The organism is Streptomyces sp. NPDC021115 (assembly GCF_044333065.1).
Lineage (GTDB): Bacteria > Actinomycetota > Actinomycetes > Streptomycetales > Streptomycetaceae > Streptomyces.
The window spans coordinates 184,087-202,655 of the sequence record NZ_JBIRQF010000003.1; the positions used below are offsets into that span (position 1 = coordinate 184,087).

Annotated in this window: 7 protein-coding genes and 1 pseudogene; 5 read left to right on the plus strand and 3 right to left on the minus strand. The window is 72.7% G+C overall.

Features of this window, described 5'->3' with window-relative positions; genetic code table 11:
- Positions 1-79 precede the first annotated feature (79 nt).
- Both ACH4TL_RS11250 and ACH4TL_RS11255 read left to right on the plus strand, forming a co-directional pair.
- Positions 80-10,123: pseudogene (locus ACH4TL_RS11250) on the plus strand (SDR family NAD(P)-dependent oxidoreductase); the annotation flags it as partial.
- A gap of 77 nt (positions 10,124-10,200) precedes the next feature.
- The gene (locus tag ACH4TL_RS11255; RefSeq protein ID WP_398331510.1) at positions 10,201-11,439 is read left to right on the plus strand and encodes a cytochrome P450; all 1,239 of its coding nucleotides are present in this window, start codon (positions 10,201-10,203) and stop codon (positions 11,437-11,439) included.
- Positions 11,440-11,503: 64 nt separating this feature from the next.
- Here ACH4TL_RS11255 and ACH4TL_RS11260 read toward each other — a convergent pair whose 3' ends face one another.
- A complete protein-coding gene (locus ACH4TL_RS11260; RefSeq protein WP_398331513.1) occupies positions 11,504-13,111 on the minus strand; it encodes an MFS transporter in 1,608 nt (535 codons plus the stop codon).
- Between the two features lie 85 nt (positions 13,112-13,196).
- Between ACH4TL_RS11260 and ACH4TL_RS11265 the strand changes: the two genes are divergently transcribed.
- The gene (locus ACH4TL_RS11265; protein ID WP_398331516.1) at positions 13,197-13,793 is read left to right on the plus strand and encodes a TetR/AcrR family transcriptional regulator; all 597 of its coding nucleotides are present in this window, start codon (positions 13,197-13,199) and stop codon (positions 13,791-13,793) included.
- Between the two features lie 13 nt (positions 13,794-13,806).
- On the opposite strand, the gene ACH4TL_RS11270 is transcribed toward ACH4TL_RS11265, so the two are convergent.
- Complete coding sequence (locus ACH4TL_RS11270) at positions 13,807-15,315, minus strand: AMP-binding protein (RefSeq protein WP_398331519.1); 1,509 nt, start codon at positions 15,313-15,315, stop codon at positions 13,807-13,809.
- A gap of 134 nt (positions 15,316-15,449) precedes the next feature.
- Between ACH4TL_RS11270 and ACH4TL_RS11275 the strand changes: the two genes are divergently transcribed.
- Positions 15,450-15,686, plus strand: a complete 237-nt coding sequence (locus ACH4TL_RS11275) for an acyl carrier protein (protein WP_398331522.1) — start codon at positions 15,450-15,452, stop codon at positions 15,684-15,686.
- A 58-nt stretch (positions 15,687-15,744) separates the two neighbouring features.
- Here the strand turns inward: ACH4TL_RS11275 and ACH4TL_RS11280 are convergent, their stop codons facing one another.
- On the minus strand, positions 15,745-16,686 hold the full coding sequence (locus ACH4TL_RS11280) for an ACP S-malonyltransferase (RefSeq protein ID WP_398331525.1): 942 nt from the start codon (positions 16,684-16,686) through the stop codon (positions 15,745-15,747).
- Between the two features lie 246 nt (positions 16,687-16,932).
- Here ACH4TL_RS11280 and ACH4TL_RS11285 point away from each other — a divergent pair, with 246 nt between their 5' ends.
- On the plus strand, positions 16,933-18,531 hold the full coding sequence (locus tag ACH4TL_RS11285) for an AMP-binding protein (protein ID WP_398331528.1): 1,599 nt from the start codon (positions 16,933-16,935) through the stop codon (positions 18,529-18,531).
- The last annotated feature ends 38 nt before the right edge of the window (positions 18,532-18,569 follow it).

Consider the following 18,569-nt stretch of genomic DNA (forward strand, 5'->3'; position numbering starts at 1 on the left):
CGTCGAGGAGATCGTCGAGGCGCTGCGCGGCTCGCTCGTCGAGAACGAGCGGCTGCGGCAGGACAACGAGAGCCTGCGCGCCGCCGCGGACGCCGCCACCGAACCCGTCGCGATCATCGGCATGGCCTGCCGTTTCCCCGGCGGTGTCGGCTCCCCGGAGGAGCTGTGGGAGCTGGTCGCCGAGGGCCGCGACGCCATCGGCCCGTTCCCCGGCGACCGAGGCTGGGACCTGAGCGCCCTGTACGACCCGGAGCCCGGAAAGCCGGGCAAGAGCTACGTCCGCCACGGTGGTTTCCTGTACGACGCCGCCGACTTCGACCCCGGGTTCTTCGGCATCAGCCCGCGCGAGGCCCTGACCATGGACCCCCAGCAACGGCTGCTGCTGGAGATCACCTGGGAGGCGGTGGAACGCGCGGGCCTCGACCCGGCGTCGCTGCGCGGCAGCCGCACCGGTGTCTTCGCCGGTGCCATGTACCACGACTACGGCATCACCAGCAGCGACGGCAGCCTGGTGTCCGGACGCGTCGCCTACACCCTCGGTTTCGAGGGCCCGGCGGTCACCGTCGACACCGCGTGCTCGTCGTCGCTGGTGGCGATGCAGTGGGCGGCGCAGGCGCTGCGCACGGGGGAGTGCACGCTGGCGCTGGCCGGCGGCGTCAGCGTGATGGCCACGCCCGAGACGTTCATCGAGTTCAGCGAGCAGCGCGGGCTCTCGCCCGACGGCCGCTGCCGCTCGTTCGCCGCCTCCGCCGACGGCACCGGCTGGGGCGAGGGCGCGGGTGTGCTGCTGCTGGAGAAGCTGTCCGACGCCCGCCGCCACGGCCATCCCGTGCTGGCGGTGGTACGTGGCTCGGCGGTCAACCAGGACGGCGCGTCCAACGGTTTCAGCGCCCCCAACGGGCCGTCCCAGCGCCGGGTGATCCGGCAGGCGCTGGCCGCGGCCGGGCTGACGCCCGCCGATGTGGACGCCATGGAGGGACACGGCACCGGGACCTCGCTCGGCGACCCCATCGAGGCGCAGGCGCTGCTCGCCACATACGGCCGGGACCGCGCCGCCGACCGGCCGCTGTGGCTCGGCTCGATCAAGTCGAACATCGGCCACTCCCAGGCCGCCGCGGGCGTCGCGGGCGTCATCAAGATGGTCGAGGCCATCCGGCACGGCACACTGCCCAGGACCCTGCACATCGACGCGGCCACACCGCAGGTGGACTGGGATGCCGGACACGTACGGCTCCTCACCGAGGCCCGCGGGTGGCCCGACACCGGCCGTCCGCGCCGCGCCGCGATCTCCTCCTTCGGGGTGAGCGGCACCAACGCCCACGTCATCATCGAGCAGGCGGACACCGGTACCGTCTCCGAACCCCTGCCCGCCGAGCGGCCCTCCGCCCCGGGCGCGCCCGTACCGCTGCCGCTGTCCGCGCGCACCGCGGCCGCGCTGCGCGCCCAGGCCCGGCAGGTGGCCGACCAGCTGCGGGCCACGCCCGGTCTTGACCCCGTGGACCTGGGGTTCTCCCTCGCCACCAGCCGCGCCGCCCTCGCCCGCCGCACCGTCGTCATCGGCCGCGACCGCGAGGAGATCCTGAACGAGCTGACCGCGCTGGCGGACCACGCGGACGATGCCACCCTCGGCGGCGCCGCCCGGCCCACCGGGCTGACCGCCTTCCTCTTCACGGGGCAGGGCAGCCAGCGGCTGGGCATGGGCCGGGGGTTGTACGAGGCGTTCCCGGTGTTCGTGCGCGCCTTCGACGAGGTGTGCGGCGTGCTCGACCCCGCCGTGCGCGAGGTGATGTGGGGCGATGAGGAGGCGCTGCACCGCACCGAGTTCACCCAGCCCGCGATCTTCGCGGTCCAGGTGGCGCTGTTCCGGCTGCTGGAGTCCTGGGGCGTACGCCCCGACTTCGTCACCGGGCACTCGATCGGCGAGCTGGCCGCCGCCCATGTCGCCGGGGTGTTCTCGCTGGAGGACGCCGCCGCGCTGGTCACCGCGCGCGGGCGGCTCATGGGGGCGCTGCCGCCCGGGGGCGCGATGGTGGCGGTCGAGGCCACCGAGGACGAGGTGGCCCCGTATCTGACCGAGCAGGTGGATCTCGCCGCCGTCAACGGCCCCACCTCGGTGGTGCTCTCCGGCACCGAGGACGGCGTCGCGGCGGCCCTCGCGGCGGTCGCCGAACGGCTCGGCGCCCGCAGGACGAACCGCCTGACGGTTTCGCACGCCTTCCACTCACCGCAGATGGACCCGATGCTGGACGAGTTCCGCCGCGTCGCCGAGACCATCACCTACGCCGAACCACGCGTCCCCGTCATGGCGGACGGCGAGGTCACCACCGCCGACCACTGGGTGCGGCACGTCCGTGACACGGTCCGGTTCGCCGACGCGGTGTCCCGGCTGGAGGCCGAAGGCGTAAGCCGCTACGTGGAGTTGGGGCCCGACGGGGTGCTGACCGCCATGGCCCGCCAGTGCCTCACCACCTCCGCCGACACCGCCGTGCTCGTCCCGGCGCTGCGCCGCCGCGACCCCGAGCCCGTCGTCGTCCTCACCGCCATCGGACAGCTGCACAGCGCGGGCCTGCGCGTCGACTGGGCGGGCGTGTTCGATGGACGCGGCGCCCGGCGCGTCGACCTGCCCACCTACCCCTTCCAGCGCGCCCGCTACTGGCTCGACAGGAGCGGCCAGGGCGGCGACGTGGCCTCCGCGGGGCTCGACCGGCCCGACCATCCGCTGCTCGGCGCGATGGTGCGGCTGCCCGGCTCGGACGGGGTGGTGTTCACGGGACGGCTGGCCACCGGAGCCCACCCCTGGCTGTCCGACCACACGGTGCTCGGCTCCGTACTGCTGCCCGGCACCGCGTACGTGGAGCTGGCCGTACGGGCGGGGGACGCGGTGGGATGCCACCGCGTCGAGGAACTCACCCTGGGCGCTCCGCTGATCCTGCCCGAACACGGTGGTGTCCACCTCCAGGTCGCCGTCGACGCGCCCGACGCGTCAGGGCGCCGCCCGGTGGCCGTGTACTCCCGCGCCGACGACGCCCCGATCGACCGCGAGTGGATCCAGCACGCCGAGGGGACGCTCGCGCCCGACGCCTGTGAACCGGCCACCGGCCTCACGGCGTGGCCACCGCGCGACGCCGAACCCCTCGCCGCCGAAGGGCTCTACGAACGGCTCGACTACGGGCCCGCGTTCCACGGACTGCGCACGGCCTGGCGGCACGGCGACGACGTGTTCGCCGAGATCGCCCTCCCGGCGGGTGTGGACGCCGGACGCTTCGGCCTCCATCCGGCCCTGCTGGACTCGGCGTTGCACGCGCTCGACCTGACGGCGGACGACGGTGCGACGGTCCTGCCGTTCTCCTGGTCGGACGTCACCCTGCACACTGAGGGCGCCACCGCCGCCCGGGTCCGGCTGCGCGTCCGCGGCGACGACACGGTGGCGCTGGAGCTGGCCGACGCCCTGGGGCGGCCCGTCGCCTCGGTCGGCTCGCTGACGCTGCGTCCCGTCACCGCGGACGGTCTCGCCCTGGCCTCGGCCCGGGTCGCGGACGCCCTCTTCCGCGTCGGCTGGGTACCGGCCACCGACGAGCGGTCGCGGGCCGACGACGCCGAAGTGGCCGTCCACCACTGCCCGCCGACGACCGGGGACACGCCGTCCGCGGTGCGCGCGGTGCTGGACGGTGTGCTGGAGGCGGTGCGGACCGCGGTGGACGGCGACACCACCCTCGTCGTCGTCACCCATGGCGCGATCGACGGCTCCGACCTCGGCCACGCCGCCGTCCGGGGACTCGTACGCGCCGCCGCGAGCGAGAACCCCGGCCGCGTGGTCCTCGTCGACACGGACACCGACGCTGCGGTCGATCCACCTTCCCTCCTGGCGACCGGCGAGCCCGAGCTGTCCGTCCGGGGTGGCGAGGTGCGCGTACCGCGCCTGGCCAGGGTGCCGCTCGGCCCGGACACCCCCACCTGGGATACCGAACGCACCGTCCTGATCACCGGCGGCACCGGCGCCCTCGGTGCCGCCGTCGCCCGCCACCTCGTCACCCGGTACGGGGTGCGGCGGCTGCTGCTGACCAGCCGCCGCGGGCCCGAGGCGCCGGGGGCGGCCGAACTGGCCGGGGAACTGACCGCGCTGGGCGCCGAGGCCGAGGTGGTGGCGTGCGACGTGGCCGACCGTGACGCCCTGGCCGCGCTGCTCGACGGCCGGGCCATCGGTGGGGTCGTGCACACGGCGGGCGTGCTGGACGACGGTGTGATCCCCTCGCTGACGCCCGCCCGCGTCGACCACGTCCTGCGCCCGAAGGCGGACGCGGCGTGGCATCTCCACGACCTCACCCGTGACATGGGGCTGACCGCGTTCGTGCTCTTCTCGTCCGTCGCCGGTGTCCTCGGCGCACCCGGACAGGGAAACTACGCGGCCGCCAACACCTTCCTCGACGCCCTCGCCCACCACCGGCACGCCCACGGACTCCCCGCGCTGTCGCTGGCCTGGGGCCCGTGGGCCGGAGACGGCATGGCCGACGGGCTCGACCAGTCGGGCCTGCGCACCCTGGCGCCGGAAGAGGGCCTTGCGCTGCTCGACGCCGCCGCCGGTGGCGCGGAACCCACACTGGTGCCCGCCCGGTTCGACCTGGCGGCCTTCGACACGCCGCCGCCGCTCCTGCGCGGCCTCGTCCGCGGCCGGTCGCGCCGGGCGGTCGACGCCACCGGCTCCGCGACCGGTGCGCTACGGCAGCGCCTGGCCGCCCTCACCGAAGACGAGCGCACCGCCGAGCTCCTCGGCCTCGTCCGCTCCCAGGCCGCCACCGTCCTCCGCCTTGCCGGAGCCGAGGCCGTCGAGGCCGAACGGGCCTTCCGCGACCTCGGATTCGACTCCCTCACCGCGATCGAGCTGCGCAACCTCCTGGGCGCCGCCACCGGACTCCGGCTGCCCGCCACCCTCGTCTTCGACTATCCGACCCCCGGCGAGCTGGCCCGGCACCTCCTGGACGAGCTGTCCGGCGCCGTGGAGACCACCCCGGTCGCGCGCGCCGTGACCCGGGCGGACGACGAGCCGATCGCCATCGTGGCGATGGCGTGCCGCTATCCGGGCGGGGTGGACTCGCCCGAGGGGCTGTGGCGGCTGGTTGACGAGGGCGTCGACGCCATCTCGGAGTTTCCGGGCGACCGTGGCTGGGGTGTGGAGGACATCTACGACCCCGAGCCAGGTAAACCGGGCAAGACCTACGTGCGCGACGGCGGATTCCTGCACGACGCGGCGGAGTTCGACGCGGACTTCTTCGGCATCAGCCCCCGCGAGGCCCGCGACATGGACCCGCAGCAGCGCCTGCTCCTCGAAGTGTCGTGGGAGGCGCTGGAGCGCGCCGGGATCGACCCGGGCACACTGAAGGGCACGTCGACGGGTGTGTTCGCCGGGGTCATGTACCACGACTACTCCGGCGGCACCGGCGGCGGAAGCCTCGTCTCCGGCCGCGTCGCCTACACCCTCGGCCTCGAAGGCCCCGCGGTGACCGTGGACACGGCGTGCTCGTCGTCGCTGGTGGCGCTGCACTGGGCGGGACAGGCGCTGCGTTCCGGCGAATGCTCCCTCGCCCTCGTCGGCGGCGTGACCGTCATGGGAACGCCGCAGTCGTTCATCGACTTCAGCGAGCAGCGCGGTCTGGCGACGGACGGCCGCTGCAAGTCCTTCTCGTCCTCCACGGACGGCACCGGCTGGGGCGAGGGCGTGGGCATGCTGCTGGTCGAGCGGCTGTCGGACGCCCGCGCGAACGGCCACCCGGTGCTGGCGGTCGTACGGGGGAGCGCCCTCAACCAGGACGGCGCCAGCAACGGCCTGACGGCACCGAACGGGCCGTCCCAACAGCGGGTCATCCGCCAAGCGCTGGCGAACGCGGGTCTGGCGGCCGCCGATGTGGACGCGGTCGAGGCGCATGGCACGGGGACGACGCTGGGCGATCCGATCGAGGCGCAGGCGCTGCTGGCCACGTACGGGCAGGACCGTGCGGAACCGCTGTGGCTGGGGTCGATCAAGTCCAACATGGGCCACACCCAGGCCGCGGCCGGAGTGGCCGGGATCATCAAGATGGTGCAGGCCATGCGGCACGGTGTGCTGCCGAGGACGCTGCACGTGGAAGAGCCGACACCGCAGGTGGACTGGTCCGCGGGCGAGGTCCGGCTGCTGACCGAGCCGAGGCAGTGGCCGCGCGGCGAGCATCCACGCCGCGCGGGAGTGTCCTCCTTCGGCATCAGCGGGACGAACGCCCACGTCATCGTGGAGGAAGCCCCGCCGGTCGAGCATCAGGTCGAGGAACGCCGGGAGCTGCCGGTGGCGCCGATCGTCGTCTCGGCGAAGACGCGCGACGCGCTCGAAGCCCAGATGCGGCGGATCGGCACCTTCGCCGCCGACCAGGACGAGCTCGATGTGGCGTTCTCGGCGGCGACGGGCCGGGCCGCGCTGGAGCATCGCGCGGTGCTGGTGGGGTCGGAGACGGTCACCGATGTGGCCGGTGGCGGTGGCAAGGTGGCGTTTCTGTTCACCGGGCAGGGGAGTCAACGCCTGGGAATGGGACGGGAGTTGTATGAGACCTTCCCGGTGTTCGCGGAGTCTTTCGACGCGGTGTGTGAGGCGTCGGGGCTGCCGCTGAAGGACGTGGTGTGGGGCGACGAGGCGGCCTTGCACCGTACGGAGTTCACCCAGCCCGCGATCTTCGCGCTGGAGGTGGCGCTGTTCCGGCTCCTCGAATCCTGGGGAATCCGCCCGGATTACCTGGTCGGGCACTCCATCGGTGAGCTGGCGGCGGCTCATGTGGCGGGAGTGCTGAGCCTCGACGACGCCGCGCGGCTGATCGTGGCGCGCGGGCGGCTGATGGGGGCGTTGCCGCCTGGTGGGGCGATGGTGGCGATCCAGGCCACGGAGGGGGAAGTGGCGCCGCTGCTGGACGGTGAGGTGGGGATCGCGGCGGTCAATGGCCCGTCGTCGGTGGTGGTGTCCGGCGCGGTGGACGCGGTGGAGGCGGTGGCCGAGCGGTTCAAGGACCGTAAGACGAGCCGTCTGTCGGTCTCGCACGCGTTCCACTCGCCGTTGATGGATCCGATGCTGGAGGACTTCCGCAAGGTCACGGAGAGCGTGGAGTACCACGAGCCGGTCATCCGCCTGGTGAAGGATGTGGCGTCGGCGGAGTACTGGGTGCGGCATGTGCGGGATGCGGTGCGGTTCGCCGATGACGTACGGCAGCTGCACGTGGAGGGTGTGACGCGGTTCCTGGAGGTGGGGCCGGACGGTGTGCTGACGGCGATGGCGCAGCAGACGGTCGAGGGCGTGATGGCGGCCACGCTGCGCCGGGAGCGTTCCGAGGTGGAGAGCGTGTTCGCCGGGGTCGGGCGGCTGTTCGCGGCGGGTGTGGCGGTGGACTGGTCCGCGGTGTTCGCGGGGCGTGGTGCGCGCCGCGTCGAGCTGCCCACGTACCCCTTCCAGCGCAAGCGCTACTGGCTGGCCGAGCGGCCCACGGCCCTCGCCGGAGCGAACACGGTCGACCATCCGCTGCTGGGCGCGCGGGTCGTGCTGCCGGACACCGGCGGGGCCGTGTTCACCGGGCGGCTCTCGCTCGACGCCCAGCCCTGGCTCGCCGACCACGATGTGCTGGGCACCCTGCTGCTGCCCGGCACCGGGCTGGTCGAGCTGGCGCTGCAAGCCGCCCAGCAGGTGGGGTGTGAGGCGATCGACGAGCTGACGCTCGAAGCGCCGCTCCTCGTGCCCGAGCAGGGCGGGGTGGCGCTCCGTGTCGTGGTGAGCGGCCCGGACGCCGGCGGCGCGCGCACCGTCGAGATCTACTCGTCCCTCGACGACGAGACATGGACCCGGCACGCGACCGGTGGCATCGTCCCGTCCGCCACTCCACCGTCGTCCGATCTGACCGTATGGCCACCGGTCGACGCGACGCCGCTTCCGGTGGACGGCGCCTATGAGGCGCTGCTCGCCCGTGGCTATGACTACGGTCCGGCCTTCCAGGGGCTCAGGGCGGCCTGGCGACGTGGCGAAGAGGAAGTGTTCGCCGAGGTGGCGCTACCGGAAGGGGCGGAGGCGGCCCGATTCGGGGTGCATCCGGCGCTGCTGGACGCGGCGATGCACGTCGGCCTGGTCGAAGGCGACGCAGACGGGGCGCCGGAGCTGCCGTTCTCCTGGGGCGGTGTCTCGCTCCACCGGGCCGGTGTCTCGGCGCTGCGCGTCCGGCTGGCGCACCGGGACGGGGACGGCGGTACGGAGGTGCTGGTCGCCGACGAGACCGGCGAGCCGGTCCTGTCCGTGGCGCAGCTGGCGTCACGCCCCGTTTCGGCCGAGCAGTTGCGCGCGGGCGGCGACCACCGCGAGTCGCTGTTCGCCCTCACCTGGACCAAGCCCGCCATCCACCCCGCGCCGGAGGCGTCGCCCGTCGAGGTGTACGAGGTCCCGCGCGCGGCCGGGGACACGCCCGAGGCCGTACGCGCCGTCCTGGGCGCGGTGCTGACGCGGCTCCAGGAGTGGCTGGCCGACCACGGCAAGGACGAGGAGAAGCTCGCGATCGTCACCCGCCGTGCGGTGCCGGTCGACGGCGAGGACGTCGACCCGGTCCAGGCGCCGGTATGGGGTCTGGTCAGGGCGGCCGCCGCGGAGAACCCCGGCCGGTTCCTGCTGCTCGACCTCGAAGTCGAGGCCGCCGTGCCACCCCTGGTCGATCTGCCCGAGATGGCCTTCCGGGGCGGTGAGTTGCTGATCCCCGAGTTCGCTCCCGTGCCCGCGGCCGCGGTGGACGAGACGTACGGCCCATGGGACCCGGAGTCCACGGTGCTCATCACGGGCGGGACCAGCGGCCTGGGCGCCCTGGTGGCCCGCCACCTGGTGACGGGCCACGGCGTCCGGCGGCTCGTCCTCACCAGCCGCCGGGGCGAGAGCGCGCCGGGCGCGGCGGAACTGCGCGCCGAACTGGCGGCCCACGGTGCACACGTGGCCGTCGAGGCGTGCGATGTGGCCGACCGCGCCGCGCTCGCCGACGTACTGGACCGGCATCCCGTCGACGCGGTCGTGCACGCGGCCGGTGTCGTGGACAACGGGCTGGTGCGAGGGCTGACGCCGGAGCGCATGGACGCGGTCCTGCGGCCCAAGGTGGACGGGGCGTGGAATCTGCACCAGCTGACGGCCGACCGCGATCTGTCGGCGTTCGTCCTGTTCTCCTCCCTCGCCGGGCTCGTGCTGGCCGCCGGGCAGGGCAACTACGCCGCGGCGAACGTGTTCCTGGACGCGCTCGCCCGCCGCCGCCACCAGGCCGGGCTGCCCGTGACCTCGCTGGCGTTCGGGCTGTGGGAGGCCGACACCGGGCTCGGCGAGCTGGGCGAGGCCGACCGGAAACGCATGCTGCGCATGGGCCTGCCCGCGCTGTCGCAAGCGGAGGGACTGGCGCTGCTGGACGACGCGCTGCGCACCCGGGAGCCCGCGCTGGCGCCGTTCCGCCTGGACACCGCCGCCCTGCGGGCACGCCCCGCCGACCGGCTCCCGGGGATGCTGCGCGGCCTGGTGCCCACCTCGCGCCGCCGCGTCGCGGGCCCGGGCGTGGCGGGTGGCGGAGACGGTGGCGCGGGGCTGCGGCGGAGGCTGGCGGCCCTCACCGACGACACCGAACGCGACGCCCTGCTGCTGGACCTGGTGCGGACGCAGGTGGCGGCGGTACTCGGCCATGACGGCGCCGACGCCATCCGCGCCGACCGGGCGTTCAAGGACCTGGGCTTCGACTCGCTGACCGCCGTGGAGCTGCGCAACGCCCTGCGCGCGGCGACCGGGCTGAAGCTGCCCGCCACCCTGGTGTTCGACCATCCGACGCCCGCCGCGGTCGCCGACGAGCTGCGCGAGCAACTGAGCGCGGACCAAGGGCCCGCCACCACCCCGCTGGAAGCCGAACTGGCGCGGCTGGAGGCGGCGTTGGCGTCGGCGACACCGGACGAGGCCGCGTACGGCCGGGTCGCCGACCGGCTGCGCGCCCTGACGGCCGGGTGGCTGGAAACCCACCGACCGGAGAAGGGCGAGGAGAGCGACCTCGCCTCGCTCTCCGCCGACGAACTGTTCGACGTCCTCGACGACGAGCTGGACACGAGGTCCGCGCCGTAGCCAACGCGCCGGACCGTCACCACATGAGGCACCACATGAGGCACCACCGAGGCACCACACTGAGGAGAGCGCTCCACATGACCACCGAAACGACCCCGACGGCCCAGCAGGCCGACGAAGCGCTGATCGCGCTGATCTCGCCGCCCTTCCCTGCCGACCCCTTCCCCCTCTACGAGACGCTCCAGTCGGTGAATCGGGTCCACAACGCCGCCTCGCTCGGCGTGTGGGTGATGTCCGGGTACGAGGAGGTCACCGAGTTCCTGCGGCTGCCCGATGTGCAGAGCGGCGCCCGCGCCGCCACCCAGATGCGCGAGGACTGGGCCGACCACCTCTCCCTGCGCATGTACCTGAACTCGATGGTCACCCTCAACCAGCCCGACCACGGCCGCATCCGCGGCCTGGCCGCCCGCGTCTTCACGCCCAACAAGATCAAGAAGATGCAGCCCGCGGTGGAGCGGCTGACCGACGGACTCATCGACGGCCTCATCGAGCGGTCGGACGGCGGCAGGCCGGTCGACCTCGTGGACCTGCTGGCCGTGCCGTTCCCGGTCGCGGTCATCAGCGACATGCTCGGCCTTCCGTTCGAGGACGGCAGGCACCTCTGGAAGCTGGCCGACGACTGGTCGCACGTCTTCTCCGGCCTCTACACCGAAGAGGACCTGGTGCGCGCCGACGCCGCTGCCGAGGAGCTGTCCGGGTACTTCCGCGAGGTGATCAAGAACCGCCGCGCCGAGCCGCGCGACGACCTGATGTCCTCGCTCGTCCAGGAGGCCACCAACGGCAAGCTCGACGAGGACGAGCTGATGGCGCTCATCCTCTTCCTGTTCACCGCGGGCTTCGCGGCCACCACCAACCTCGTGGCGACCGGGGTGCTCGCGCTCCTCGACCACCCCGACGAGCTGAACCGCTGGCGCGCGGACAAGAGCATCACGCCGTCGGCCGTGGAGGAGTTGCTGCGCCACACCACCCACACCACCGCGGCGAGCCGGGTCACCACCCGGCCGGTCACCATCGGTGGCGCCGAGATACCCGAGGGGGTTCTCGTCCTGACCCTGCTGGCCGCCGCCAACCGTGACCCGGCCCGGTTCCCCGACCCGCACCGCCTGGACCTGACCCGCGACAACGGCCCCCACCTCAGCTTCAGCGCCGGGGCCCACTACTGCTTCGGCGGCAGCCTCGCGCGCATCGAGGGCGCCGAACTCTTCCCGAAGCTGATCGACACCTTCCCGAAGATCGAGCAGGCGGGTACGCCCGAGCGCCGCGCCGTCATGGGCCTGACCGGGTACACCACCCTCCCGGTGATCCTCGGCCGCTGAACGGCCCCCGCACGGACGAAGGGTCTCCGCGCGACCATCGTGCGGGGACCCTGTGCGTACCGCCTCATTCCCGGCTGGGCGCGGGTGCGGGCTCGGACTCCGGCGGCCCGGACTCCGATGGGGCGCCCGTCGCCGGAGCGGCGGCGGGAGTCGCGACGTGGCGCATGAGCAGTACGGCGCCCACCGCGCCCGCCAGCATGACGCCCCCGGCGACCACGGCGCTGATGTTCATGCCCCGGGTGAACGCCTCCCCGGCGACCTGGAGGAGCTGGTCGCCCGCCCGGCCGGGCAGGTGCTTGGCCACCTCCGCAGCGCCGCCGAGCGAGCCCTCGGCGGCGTCCGCGGCCTCGTGCGGCAGACCTGACGTCGTGTCGGAGACATCGCGGGTGTACACGGCGGAACCGATGCTGCCCAGGATCGCCACCCCGAGCGCCCCGCCGAGCTGGTTGCTGGTCTCCGGCAGCGCGGAGGCCGCGCCCACGCGCTCCGGTGGCGCCGCGGACACGATCAGGTCGGCGGTCAGGGGGATCGCCATGCCGACCCCGGCCGAGATGACGCTCGCGCCGACCACCGCGAGGGCCAGGCTCGAATCGGCGCGCAGCTGCGTCATGAGGGCGAATCCGGCCGTGGCGATGACCATGCCGACGCCGATGATGTAGCCGGGGCGGACCGACTTGGCCAGCGCGGCGGCCACCGACGTCGTCACCACCACCGCCACCGGCGCGGGCAGGGTCCACAGCCCCGCCTCCAGCGGGCTCAGCCCGTAGACCAGCTGGATCCACTGGGTGGAGAACAGCAGGAAGCCGACCATCGCGAACAGGGCCACCAGGTTGACGCCGATGGACGCGCTGAACCCCCGGTCGCGGAACAGGCTCAGGTCGATCAGCGGATTGGCGGCCCGGCGCTGGCGCAGGTAGAACAGCACGCCGACGACCACCCCGGCCGCCGTGCTGGCCACGTACTTCCAGGCGAAGCCGTCGTTGGCGAGCTCCTTGACGCCGTAGATGACGGGGAGCACGGTGCCCAGCGACAGCGCGGCGCCGAGGAGGTCGAAACGGCCGGGGCGCGGGGCGCGGTACTCCGGCAGGAGCAGCGGGCCCAGCAGCAGGACCATGGCCATCACCGGGATGTTGATCAGGAAGACCGAGCCCCACCAGAACTTCTCCAGCAGCAGACCGGACACGATCGGGCCCAGGGCGGCACCGCCGGACAGCCCCGCCGTCCAGATCGCGATGGCGGTACGGCGCTCGGTCGGATCGTGGAACATGTTGCGGATCAGTGCGAGCGTGGACGGCGCGAGCACCGCCCCGGAGATGCCCAGGACGGCGCGTGCCACGATCAGCAGCTCGGCGCTGCCCGCGTAGGCGGCGGCTAAGGACGAGGCGCCGAACACCACGGCGCCCAGCATGAGCAGCAGCCGGCGGCCGATGTGGTCGCCGAGGGTGCCCATGGTGATGAGCAGCCCGGCGAGCATGAACGCGTAGATGTCCACGATCCACAGCTGCTGCGTGGCACTCGGTTCCAGGGAAGCGCTGAGGAACGGCAGCGCGAAGTACAGGACGGTCATGTCCATCGACATCACAAGGACCGGGATGACGAGGACGGCGAGGCCGATCCAGTCCTTCCGGCTCGCTCGTTGGGGGCTCAAGGACTCACTCAAGGGCTTACTCATGGGCGGGACTATAGATTTGTGTAAGTAATCTGTCTATGACGATCGTCTAAGACATATCTCTGGTGCGGCGGTTAGACTCGGCCGCATGGGACACCGAGAGGACCTGCTGGTCGGGGCGAAGCGCTGCCTGTACGAGAAGGGCTACGCCCGCACCACCGCACGGGACATCGTGGCGGCGTCCGGCACCAACCTGGCCTCGATCGGCTACCACTACGGCACCAAGGAGGCCCTGCTCAACGCCGCGATCATGGAGGCGTTGGAGGAGTGGGCCGACGAGCTGAAGCGGGCCCTGGCCGATGTGGGGGACCTGCCAGACGATCCGATCGGGCGGTTCGAGCGGGCCTGGACGCGGGTGATCGAGCTGTTCGAGCGGCATCGCCCGGTGTGGGCCGCCCAGTTCGACGCCATCTCCCAGATCGAGCATGTGCCCGAGGTCCGCAGCTTCATCGTCGAGGCGCAGCAGCAGGCCCAGCGCGGTCTGGTCGAACTCCTGCTGGGCAGCGTGGAGTTGCCCCCGCACACCCGGGCCGCGGTCGGGCAGTTCTACCACGCGCTGCTGAGCGGGGTGATGATGCAGTGGGTCATCGACCCCGAGCACGCCTCGACGGGTGCGTCGCTCGCCGAGGCGCTGCGTACGCTCGTGGAGGACGCCCGCCGCTTCGGGTCGGGGATGTCCGTCTGAGCTACGGACCGGGTCAGCCGTCCGACAGCGCGGCCGCCTCGCGGGCCAGCCGCCCCCGGTCCACCTTGTGGTTGGCGTTCAGCGGGAACTCCGCCACGTGCCGGAACACCTTGGGCACCATGGGTTCGGGCAGATGCGCCGCCAGCTCGCGGCGCAGCGCCACCGGGTGCACGCGGTCGCCGGTGTAGTAGAGGACGAGTTCCAGTCCGCCGCCCGGTGCCGGGCGGGTCACGGTGGCGGCGTTCGTCACACCCGCACACCGCCGGACGACATGGTCCACCTCGGCCAGCTCGACCCGGAAGCCCTGGATCTGCACCTGGGTGTCGAGGCGGCCCAGGTACACCAGCTCGCCGTCGTCCAGCTGCCGCACCCGGTCGCCCGTGCGGTACCAGCGGCGGCCGTCGCGTTCCAGGAACCGGCCCTCGTTGTCCTCGGGGTCCAGATAGCCGGGGGTCATCTGCGGCCCGGTGATGCACAGTTCGCCCTCGACGGCCGACACCGCGTTCCCGTCGAGCAGCAGATGGTCATGGCCGGGATGCACCGTGCCGATCGGGACGACGCCGTTGACCGCCCGGCCCGGTGAGGTCTCCGGAGACCAGCGGTGGCCGGTGATGGTGACGGTCAGCTCCGTCGGCCCGTAGAGGTTCTCGATACGCGAGTTCGGCGCGGCGGCCTGCCACGCGGCGGCGTCCTCGCACAGCAGCGCCTCGCCCGCGAAGAAGCTCCACCGCAGCGTGGGCATCGCGCCCGGGGCCAGACCGCCCATGCGCCGGATGAACGACGTACCGCTCGGGGTGGAGAACCACACGGTCATCCGCCGCTCGGCGAGGAACTTCGGCAGATCCCGGTGGGCCGCGGGCGGAATGGCGTGCACCGGGGCGCCGCGGCCCCAGGCGCAGAACAGCTCGAACATCGCGCAGTCGAAGTTGAGGCCCACGTTCTGGCAGAACACATCGGCGGGACCGAAGTCGTAGCGCTGGTCCAGCAGGCTGAAGTAGTGGTCGTTGGCGCCATGAGTCATCGGCACGCCCTTGGGGCGGCCCGTCGACCCCGAGGTGAACAGGACGTACGCGATGTCGGACGGCGCCACGGCCACCGGCGCGTCCAGTGGGGGAGCGGTGGTCGCCTCGTCCAGGACGGGCAGGTCCAGTTCGGTCTCGGCGAGCGCGGCCCGGCCGATCGGATCGGCGACGACCGTCGAGACGCCCGCCGCGGTGAGCATGCGACGGGTGCGCTCGGCGGGGAACCGCGGGTTGAGGGGCACGATGGTGGCGCCCGAGTACAGCGCCGCCAGGATGCCCACGTACGCGGTCGGGCTCTTGTCGGCCAGCACGGCGACGGTGTGCGGCCCCTGCGGGGCCCGGGCCAGCAGCGCACCCGCCCGGCGCAGCGCCAGTTCGTGCATCGCCTCGTACGTCAGGGTCTCGTCGTCCACGCGGAGCGCGTCCCGGCGGGGCGACAACTCCAGGCCGCGCAGAAACCGTTCGTGCAGACCGCTTCCGGGGACGGGTGTCTCGATCATGGTCCTTCCTCCGGGGAGGGAAAAGGGGTGGATAGGGGTGCCGACTCACGGGAGACAGGGCTTAGGTTGGCCGCGACGCCGACTATTCGGCAGCCGGATATCTGTAAAGGCCAGCAGAAAACAGGGGAGCGCGCATGTGGGACGAGTCTTTCGGGCAACTGCTCCGCAAACACCTTCCTTTGCTGGAAACGGAGGACGAACTCACCGCAGACCTGAGCCTGCGTGACTTCGGCCTCGATTCCATGGGAATGGTCGCGCTGCTGTCCTCGCTGGAGGACATGTACGGCGTCCGTTTCGTCGACGACGCGCTCAACGACGACAACTTCGCCACCCCCGCCACGCTGTGGAAGACCCTGGCGGCCATGCGCTGATCCGCCCCCCGCCGTCCGTTCCGCCGATGCGATGTCCGTCCACTCATACGAACGCCGTTCATGCGATCGCGCTGCGCCGGCGCGGTCGCATGGCCGTCTCCGGCCGCACCGCCACCACCTCGAACGCCTCGGTCATGACGTCCACCCGGCCCCACAGCCCGTCCTGCCCGGTGACGTGCACCCGCTCGACGCCGAGCCCCTTTAGCGTGTCGACCACCGACGGCCAGCGCACCGTGCGGGTCACCGCGTCCAGCAGCAGCGTCCGCACCCCCGCGCCCGTCCGCACCAGCGACCCGTCGTGGTCGGACACCACGGGGATCGCCGGGTCGCGGAACGGGACGGTCGCGGCGACCTCGGCCTCGATCTCCTCCCGCAGCGCGCCGAACACGGCCGAGTGCATGGGCGGCCGCATCACGTACAGCGGCAGCCCGCCCACCGCCTTCAGCCGGCGCTGGAGCCAGTCCACCGCCTCCTCGTGCACCGACAGCATGTGGAAGTCGTGGTCGACATGGCAGGCCACCTCGTTCCACTCGCCGCGCGCGTCCAGCTCGGCGCGGATCTCGGCCAGCTGGCCGGCCGGGACGCGGGCGAACGACTGGGCGACCAGGTCGCCGTGTTCGCGCGCGAAGTACGCGTCCACCAGGCGGCCCCACGCCGCGGTCATCGCCACGGCCTCGGCGAACGGCACCGCCCCGGAGAACACCGCGGCCGCCGTGCCGCCGAAGCTGGCCCCGGCGCAGGCCACCGGCGTCAGCTCGTGCTCGGCGACCGCCCATTCGGCCAGAGCCAGACAGGAGACCAGGAACGAGATCCGGGCCGGTTCGGGGAACGCCCCCTGGTCACCGCGGGCCTCGGCCTCCCGGTACCGGTCGATCAGCGAGTAGCCCAGCGCCTCGTCCGCCTCGGCGACGAGCCGGCGCGCCACCGGATGGACCGCCAGGAACCGGCCCAAGTCGGCGAACCGCGTCGGGCCGATTCCAGGAAAGACAATCGCCGACATATTCTCGCTCTCCTCGTTGCCCTATTGTCACGCTTGTCGCGTGTGCATTCTGAAATCCCGGCAGTTCGATCTCGCGCACTTCGATCTTATTGTTTCCGGCCAGTCTTGTGGGCCCCTGGTACCGGCATAACCCCTAACGCCCCCTAGTTCACGGGTGGGCGGGCGAGAGTTCTTGTGGGGTGTAAAAGCACCCTGTTAGAAACAGCCTGGCAATTGCTGAGAAGGCCCGAATCGGAAGGGTGGCGCATGAGCCCGAATGGAGCGCGTCCCGCCCGGGCGCACGCATCGGTGGACAACCTGCGGACCTATCTGCTGGCCGCCGCCCGGAGGGACCCCGACCGTCCCGCGGTGATCCAGGCCGCGGCGGACGGCGGTCTGGAGACCGTCACCTACGGCGAACTCCAGCGCCGCACCGACGCGTGCGCCGACGCGCTCGACGCGCTCGGCCTCGACGTCGGCGACCGCGTCATCCTGGAGTCCGACACCGACGCGGACGCCATCGCCACCCTGCTCGCCTGCGCCACGCTGGGGCTGCCGTTCACCCCGGTCAGCCCCGAGACCCCGGAGACACGGCTGCTGACGATCATCGACAGCGCGGAGCCCGCGCTGTACCTCCAGCCCGTGCGCGGACAGCGCACCGGCATTCCCGAGACGGTCGGCACCGCCCGGTTCGGCGCGGACGGCCTCACCGTGGAGCGGGCGCCCGCGCCACGTGTGCGGCGCCGCCGCGCGGTGACGCCCCTCGACACCGCGTACATCACCTTCACCTCGGGCACCACGGGCCGCCCCAAGGGTGTGGTCATGAGCCACCGCGGCGTCATCGCGTTCCTGCGCGGCGCCGAGGCCGCGGAGATGATCACCTCCGAGGACCGGGTGGCGGGCACCGCGCCGCTCCAGTTCGACTTCGCGCTGTTCGACATCGGGTTCGCCCTCAGTCACGGCGCCGCGCTGGTGCCCGTACCGCGCGACCGGCTCAACTGGCCGCGCCGCTTCCTGACGTTCCTGCGCGACACCGGGACGACCCAGGTCGACGCCGTCCCCTCGGCGTGGCGCCCGGTGCTGCGCCACGAGCCCGGCATGCTGGCCGAGCTGGGCGAGCAGGGTGTGCTGCGGCGCATCGCGTTCTCCGGCGAGGACTTCCCCCTGGAGGAACTGCGCGCCCTCCAGGAGCTGTTGCCGAAGGTGCGCTTCACCAACGGCTACGGCGCCACCGAGACCATGGCCGCGTCCATCACCGAGGTGCCCAACCCGCTGCCGCCCGGCACCGAACGCCTGTCGATCGGCTACGCGGTCGCGGGCGCGGAGATGATGCTCATCGGGCCCGACGGCGCCCCCGTGGACGAGCCCGGTGTGCTCGGCGAGATCTATCTGCGCAGCCCGTCGCTGTTCTCCGGGTACTGGAACGACCCGGAGGCCACCCGCGCCGTCGTCGTGCCCGATCCGCTCGACCCCCGGTCGGGGCAGCGGGTGTTCAAGACCGGCGACCTGGCCACCATGGGCGAGGACGGCGAGCTGTACTTCCACGGCCGCGTCGACTCCCAGGTGCAGATCCGCGGCAACCGCGTCGAACTGGGCGAGGTGGAGCGCCGCGTCAGCCAGTTCACCGGCATCACCGGCGCGGTCGCGATGGTCCTGCCCCGCGCGGACGGCGACCCGGTGCTGCACGCGTTCGTCACCTGCGCGCCCGGCGGTCCCGCGCCGGACGCCAAGGAGGTGGTCGCGTTCTGCCGCGCCGCGCTCCCCGGCTACATGGTCCCGCAGGGCGTGCACGCGGTGGACGAGTTCCCGCTGACCGTCAACGGCAAGGTCGACCGCGCCGCCCTGGCCGCCCTCGTGGTGTCCTGAGCACCTTTTAGCACCCTGACCACCCCTGATCGCCTCCA

Bases quoted from the DNA above. Each gene is read 5' to 3' on its own strand.
- ACH4TL_RS11255 (WP_398331510.1), top strand. From the start codon at position 10,201: ATGACCACCGAAACGACCCCGACGGCCCAGCAGGCCGACGAAGCGCTG.
- ACH4TL_RS11260 (WP_398331513.1), bottom strand. From the start codon at position 13,111: ATGAGTAAGCCCTTGAGTGAGTCCTTGAGCCCCCAACGAGCGAGCCGG.
- ACH4TL_RS11265 (WP_398331516.1), top strand. From the start codon at position 13,197: ATGGGACACCGAGAGGACCTGCTGGTCGGGGCGAAGCGCTGCCTGTAC.
- ACH4TL_RS11270 (WP_398331519.1), bottom strand. From the start codon at position 15,315: ATGATCGAGACACCCGTCCCCGGAAGCGGTCTGCACGAACGGTTTCTG.
- ACH4TL_RS11275 (WP_398331522.1), top strand. From the start codon at position 15,450: ATGTGGGACGAGTCTTTCGGGCAACTGCTCCGCAAACACCTTCCTTTG.
- ACH4TL_RS11280 (WP_398331525.1), bottom strand. From the start codon at position 16,686: ATGTCGGCGATTGTCTTTCCTGGAATCGGCCCGACGCGGTTCGCCGAC.
- ACH4TL_RS11285 (WP_398331528.1), top strand. From the start codon at position 16,933: ATGAGCCCGAATGGAGCGCGTCCCGCCCGGGCGCACGCATCGGTGGAC.